This is a genomic window from Collinsella aerofaciens, assembly GCF_964243765.1.
Taxonomy (GTDB): domain Bacteria; phylum Actinomycetota; class Coriobacteriia; order Coriobacteriales; family Coriobacteriaceae; genus Collinsella; species Collinsella aerofaciens_BU.
Genome location: NZ_CAXTGI010000012.1, coordinates 83,387 through 89,386, shown reverse-complemented (window position 1 = coordinate 89,386; position 6,000 = coordinate 83,387). Strand labels below are relative to the sequence as shown.

The following is a 6,000-nucleotide window of genomic DNA, read 5'->3' as shown; positions in this document are numbered from 1 at the left end:
TCTGATGGTGTCGACGTCAATGGTATACGGGTGCATCATCAACGTCTTCAACACAGAAAATATCAGTGCGGAATGTTTTGGGAGGTAACCCAAACAGCCCCGGCGGGGGTCCTGTGTAGTCACCCTTTAGGCGGAACTCTCCTAATTATTTGGATGAGTCGTTTACTTACTTGTACTGTTACCGTCTTCCCACTGTTGTTGGGGTATGCTTTGTTCGTATGTAAACGTATGACATGTTGATGAGGGGAGGGTGCTATGGCTCGCGAGGGCGCTCGTTCTAAGGATTCTGCTAAGCCTGGCATCAAGGAAGTTGCAGCGGTGGCGGGGGTTTCGCCTACTACGGTATCTCGCGTGCTTAATAATCGCGGCTACATTAGTCAGGAAACCCGCGATAAAGTCCATGCGGCGATGGAGCGCATCAATTACACGCCCAACGATATCGCCCGTGCCATGCTTAACGGTCGCCTGAACCTTATCGGCATGATCGTTCCCTTTGTGAGCAGCCCGTTCCATGCTCAGGTTGTGCAGGCGGTCGAGCGCACGTTGGCGGAAAACGGCTTTAAGATGTTGCTGTGCAACAGCGCCAATCGACCCGATCTTGAGCGTTCCTATATTGACATGCTCCGCCGCAATATGGTCGACGGCGTAATCGTCAACTCCCTCAATATCGGTGCCGAGGCATATGCCGAGATGGGCTTGAGCCTGGTTGGCATCGACTGCGATCTTGGCGAGGGCTCTGTCCAGATTGCAAGTGACAGCTATGGCATCGGCGAGCTCGCCACGCGCCGTCTGATTGATGACGGCTGCAGGCGTATCCTGTGCCTGCGCAGCAATAGCCGCATGCGCATGCCTGCCAATAAGCGTACCGATGCCTACCTCGATGTTGTTGAGCAGGCCGGTTTGTCTGCGCTTGTCCGTGAGGTCGAGTTCGTTAAGCCCGACGACGAAAAGGGCGCGGTCGTCGCGAAGATCCTCGATGAGAACCCCGATATTGACGGCATCTTTGCGGGAGACGACACGATGGCGGCCATCTGCCTCAACATGATGAAGCAGCGCGGCTTGAGTGCTCCGGACGATATTAAGGTCGTGGGCGCGGATGGTGCCCGCCGCACCATGACGTTTATGCCTGACTTAACAACCGTACGTCAAGATATCGATCGCATAGGAAAGCTCGCGGCCCAATCTATTATCGCTCTTGTTAACGGTGAAAAGCCCGAATCGAATACCAAGCTTCCCGTCGAACTTATCGAGGGCAAAACCGCGTAATTCGCCCCGTGCCAAAAAGAATCCATCAAACGCCACCGATAACCGTTCGCCGGCATATGTCAACCGTTTGCCGACGACTGGAACTGCGAAAAGACGTATGGATATGAAAACGTTTGACATATGAAAACGATTGACATATCTTGCAGATGTACCGAGTTAGTATCTCGACGGAAAGGAAGTCTCGGATGCATAAGGTGTATTACCAGCCTGAGGGAATTTGGGTAGGCGACATCATGCCGTACGGCGAGGACGGCACGTTCTATCTCTATCATCAGCGTGACACGCGTAACCCCGAACCTTTCGGAGAGCCGTTTGGCTGGGCACTCGCGACGACCAAGGATTTCGTCAACTACAAGGACTTTGGCGAGAGCCTTGAGCGTGGCGGCGACGAGGAGGTCGACCAGTACGTTTATGCCGGCACGGTGTTTAAGGTGGGCGACAAGTACCATGCGCTCTACACTGGTTGCAATCGCGATAAGGTCCGCGCACGTTTGATGAAGCAGGTTCTTCTTCACGCAACGAGTGACGACGCAGTCAAGTGGGAGAAGAACATCGCCGAGACGCTGCTTCCGCCCCAGGAGGGTTACGATGACCGCAACTGGCGCGATCCCTTTGTGCTTTGGGATGAGGAGAACGAAGAGTACATGCTCATCCTCGGCACGCGTGTGGGCGAGGACAAGCGTCTGATGACCGGTCGTCTGGTCAAGTTCACCTCCAAGGACCTGGATACCTGGGAGTTCCAGGGCGACTGGTGGAATCCGGGCCTGTACACCATGTTTGAGATGCCTGATCTCTTTAAGATGGGCGACTGGTGGTATCTGGTGTTCTCTGAGTACAGTGATGGCAACAAGACCCGTTACCGCATGTCTCGCTCTATCAACGGTCCCTGGATTACTCCTGCGGACGATTCCTTCGATGGCCGCGCGTACTATGCCGCACGTACCGCATTTGATGGCGAGCGCCGCGTTCTCTTTGGTTGGGTTCCTACGCGTGACGAGGGCGGCAACCCCAGCTCTTACCTGTGGGGTGGCACCTTTATGCCCCTCGAGATCGTTCAGCGTGCCGACGGAACGCTTGGCACCAAACTCCCCGACAGCATGCTTGGCGCCTTTGGCGAGGCTAAGGCAGTCGAGGCCTTTGAGCTTTCCTGCGAGTCGGGCAAGGTCGAGCAGGTGCTCGCTGCGGATGCCGGTTCCACCTATATGCTCGACGCAGACATCGAGCTCGCCGGTGACGCTGCCGGCTTCTCGGTGAAGCTCGCCGAGGACGCCGAGTCTGGTCTTGCCTATGAGTTCCGCGCCAACCTGCGTGAGGGCAAGCTCGAGTTTGCGGCGGCCCCCCAGTATCCGTGGTTCCAGGTCAACAACATGGGCCTCGAGCGTCCGTTGTTCTTTAAGGGCGAGGGCACTCATCATGTGCGCCTGGTCGTTGACGACGATATCGCGACCATCTTTGTCGATGATGTTGCGCTTAACGCTCGCTTCTGCAATAAGCAGGGCCAGGGTGTGGCGCTGACGGTCACCGACGGTACGGTCAAGTGCGCAAATGCAACGATCGCATCTCTGTAATGGCCACAAAACGTCTTATGATTTCGTAAGGGAATGGAGAGGAACATGGACTACAAAGTAGTGTCTCAGCAAGTCGTCGATAACGTCGGCGGTCTGGATAACATCGAGGGTGCCACGCATTGCGTTACGCGTCTGCGTCTGGTGCTCAAGGATACGAGCAAGTACAACAAGGCCGAGCTCGAGAACATCGATGGCGTCAAGGGCGTGCTGTACAACAGCGGCCAGCTCATGATCATCTTCGGTACCGGTACCGTAAACAAGGTCTATGATGAGTTTATGGCTCTGACGGGCGTTAAGGAGATCAGTGCTTCCGAGGTCAAGGGCGCCGAGGCGGACAAGAAGGGCAAGTTCTTCTCGGTCCTCAAGGTATTCTCGGACATCTTTATCCCCATCATTCCCGCTTTCGTCGGCGCTGCTATCATCATCGGCCTTAAGTCGCTGATCGTTGCCAACGGCCTCTTTGGCATGGAGGGCAGCCTTGCCGACCACAGCGAGTTCCTCAAGAACCTCGCAAGCTTCTTTGCCATTATCGCCACCACGTTCGACTACCTGCCTGTCCTGGTGATGTACAGCGCGGTCAAGCGTTTTGGCGGTAACCCGATCCTGGGCATCCTCGTCGGTATCGTCATGGTTCATCCGAGCCTTATGAACCGCAACGCGTTCGTTATGGACCCGACGGGTGCTGAGTATTGGAACTTTGGTCCGCTCTCCATTCCCATGGTTGCTTTCCAGGGCGGCGTGTTCCCCGCAATCCTGACCGCCTGGTTCATGGCCAAGGTCGAGAAGATTGCCCAGAAGTACATCCCCGAGGTCGTCTCGTTCGTCTTTGTCCCGACCGTTACCCTGATTCTTGCCAACGTCGCCCTGTTCACCGTGTTCGGCCCGCTCGGCAACCTGATTGGCGACGTCCTTGCCGGCGTAATCGATGTCCTGTACAACAGGATGGGCGTCTTTGGTGCCTTCGTCTTTGCCGCGTTCCTGCAGCCGCTCGTCGTTACCGGTACGCACCAGTTCATTCAGGGTATCGAGGCTAATCTCGTTGCCACGACCGGCTTCAACTACATCCAGGCCATCTGGTCCGTTTCCATCATCGCCCAGGGCGGCGGCGCCATCGGCATGTATCTCATTCACAAGAAGCATTCCAAAGAGCGCAACATCTGCATGTCGTCCTTTATCCCGACGCTGGTCGGAATCTCCGAGCCCGCTATCTTTGCTGCAAACATGCGCTACTCGATCATTCCGTTCATCTGCGCTTGCATCGGTGCAGGCTGCGGCGGTGCCTTCGTGAAGCTCTTTGAGGTGCGCGCTATCGGCCAGGGTCTGACCGGCGTACTTGGCCTGCTCATCGTCACGCCCGAGACCCTCGTGTGGTATGTGGCTGGCAATCTGATCGCTTTCTTCGTCCCGATCATCCTGATCTTTGCCTACAACAAGGCAAAGGGCGTTCCGACCACCGATGAAGAGGGTGCAGGCGCCGGCTTTGATGTCAGCTTCTAATCCAGATCCGTCAAGGTAATGTACGGGTCGACCTGTTGGAGAAGGGCGTTTGGCTCGCATGGGCCGGGCGTCCTTCTCCTCTACAAGAAGGACGATTGAATGTTCGATCAAAAACATAGGGTGACGCGCTCGGACTACGAGCTGTGGCGTGCCGGGCAGGATGAGACTGCGGCTCGCATCGCGGCTGACTCCGATAGACTTCTGTTCCATGCGGAGCCCGAGCTTGGCTGGCTCAATGATCCCAACGGTTTGGTGCAGGTTGGTGATACATACCACATCTATCACCAATACGATCCGTTTGATGCCGCGCACGGCGGACCGGTGCTGTGGAATCATCTGACGACGAAGGACTTTGTGGCGTACGAGAACCGCGGTCCCGCGCTATTCCCCGATTCAGATCTAGACTCGAGCGGTGCGTATTCGGGGTCTGCATTTATGCACGATGGCAAGATTCACTACTTCTATACCGGTAACGTCAAGCATTTTGACCGCGATGATTATGACTATGTGCTGACAGGGCGCGACCAAAATCAGATTCACATGGTTACCGAGAACCCCGATAAATTGGGGGAGAAGCACATAGCTGTTGGTCCGGTCGATTACCCCGACGATATTAGTACGCACGTGCGCGACCCCAAGATCCTGGAGCACGACGGTATCTACTATATGGTTCTTGGTGCTCGTACGAAAGACGACCGCGGTTGCGTGCTCGTCTATACCTCGCACGATCTTGAGTGCTGGAAATATGCGACGCGTATTGAGCTCGGCGAGAAGTTCGGTTTTATGTGGGAGTGCCCCGATCTGTTTGAGCTTGATGGCGAGCTTATTCTCGTTTGCTGTCCGCAGGGCGTGCCCGCCGATGGTTGGCGTTACCAAAACCCGCATCAGTGCGTGTGGTTTCGTATTGAGGCCGATTGGGAGGCGCCTAGCTTTAAAATCGCCGGGCAGGGTATGCCCCCGATGGTCGATGCGGGTTTTGACTTCTATGCCCCTCAATCATTTGCAGATGCCGACGGTCGACGGATTATGATCGGTTGGGCCGGCTGCCCCGATGCAACGGCTCAAAACCCGACGGTGGAACGCGGATGGCAGTGCGCGCTTACCGTGCCGAGGGTGCTGAATATGCGCGACGGTAAGCTCTGTCAGTGGCCCGCGCGCGAGGTTGAGCAACTGCGCAAGGAGCGTGTTTCGGTGACCGCCGGAGAGACCGTCGGCTCTCCTGGTCGACTGTTTGATGCCGTCGTGTCGTGCCGGGGGACGAAGTCCATTGAGCTGGAAGTTCGTGAGGGCGTTGTCGTGTGCTTTGCCAACGGAATGCTCACACTTGATATGGGCGATGAGGGCTATGGACGCGACAAGAGGTCGGTTGAGCTCGACGAGCTTTACTGCCTGCGAGTCCTTTCGGATGCCACGATGCTCGAGGTATTTGTCAACGACGGCGAGGTTGCGCTTACGAGCCGCACCTATTCGTCTGCGGCGCCGGCGATGCAGTTGCGCGCCGAGGGCGACGCCTCGATGGAGTTTTACCGTCTGGCTCGCTAGCCGCATTGTGAGTGACCATGGCGTTTTGGATACACAGGCTTTCTTGGTGGCTACCGTTTATCGCATATAGCTACCGTTTGCGGAGTAAGTAACACTCATTACCAAACCGTGTAGAATCTCATGCAAG

At 56.1% G+C, this 6,000-nt stretch carries 4 protein-coding genes; all 4 read left to right on the top strand.

The genetic code is table 11. The features are described 5' to 3' along the window. Positions 1–255 precede the first annotated feature (255 nt). Positions 256–1,266, top strand: a complete 1,011-nt coding sequence (locus ACESSC_RS08680) for a LacI family DNA-binding transcriptional regulator (RefSeq protein WP_373162506.1) — start codon at positions 256–258, stop codon at positions 1,264–1,266. A gap of 185 nt (positions 1,267–1,451) precedes the next feature. After that, positions 1,452–2,834, top strand: coding sequence for a family 43 glycosylhydrolase (locus tag ACESSC_RS08675; protein ID WP_373162504.1), 1,383 nt, complete (start codon positions 1,452–1,454; stop codon positions 2,832–2,834). A 45-nt stretch (positions 2,835–2,879) separates the two neighbouring features. Continuing rightward, complete coding sequence (locus tag ACESSC_RS08670) at positions 2,880–4,331, top strand: PTS transporter subunit EIIC (protein ID WP_117818102.1); 1,452 nt, start codon at positions 2,880–2,882, stop codon at positions 4,329–4,331. Between the two features lie 99 nt (positions 4,332–4,430). After that, on the top strand, positions 4,431–5,873 hold the full coding sequence (locus tag ACESSC_RS08665) for a glycoside hydrolase family 32 protein (protein ID WP_373162502.1): 1,443 nt from the start codon (positions 4,431–4,433) through the stop codon (positions 5,871–5,873). The last annotated feature ends 127 nt before the right edge of the window (positions 5,874–6,000 follow it).

Coding starts and splice junctions, on each gene's coding strand:
- ACESSC_RS08665 (WP_373162502.1), top strand. CDS start 4,431: ATGTTCGATCAAAAACATAGGGTGACGCGCTCGGACTACGAGCTGTGG.
- ACESSC_RS08680 (WP_373162506.1), top strand. CDS start 256: ATGGCTCGCGAGGGCGCTCGTTCTAAGGATTCTGCTAAGCCTGGCATC.
- ACESSC_RS08675 (WP_373162504.1), top strand. CDS start 1,452: ATGCATAAGGTGTATTACCAGCCTGAGGGAATTTGGGTAGGCGACATC.
- ACESSC_RS08670 (WP_117818102.1), top strand. CDS start 2,880: ATGGACTACAAAGTAGTGTCTCAGCAAGTCGTCGATAACGTCGGCGGT.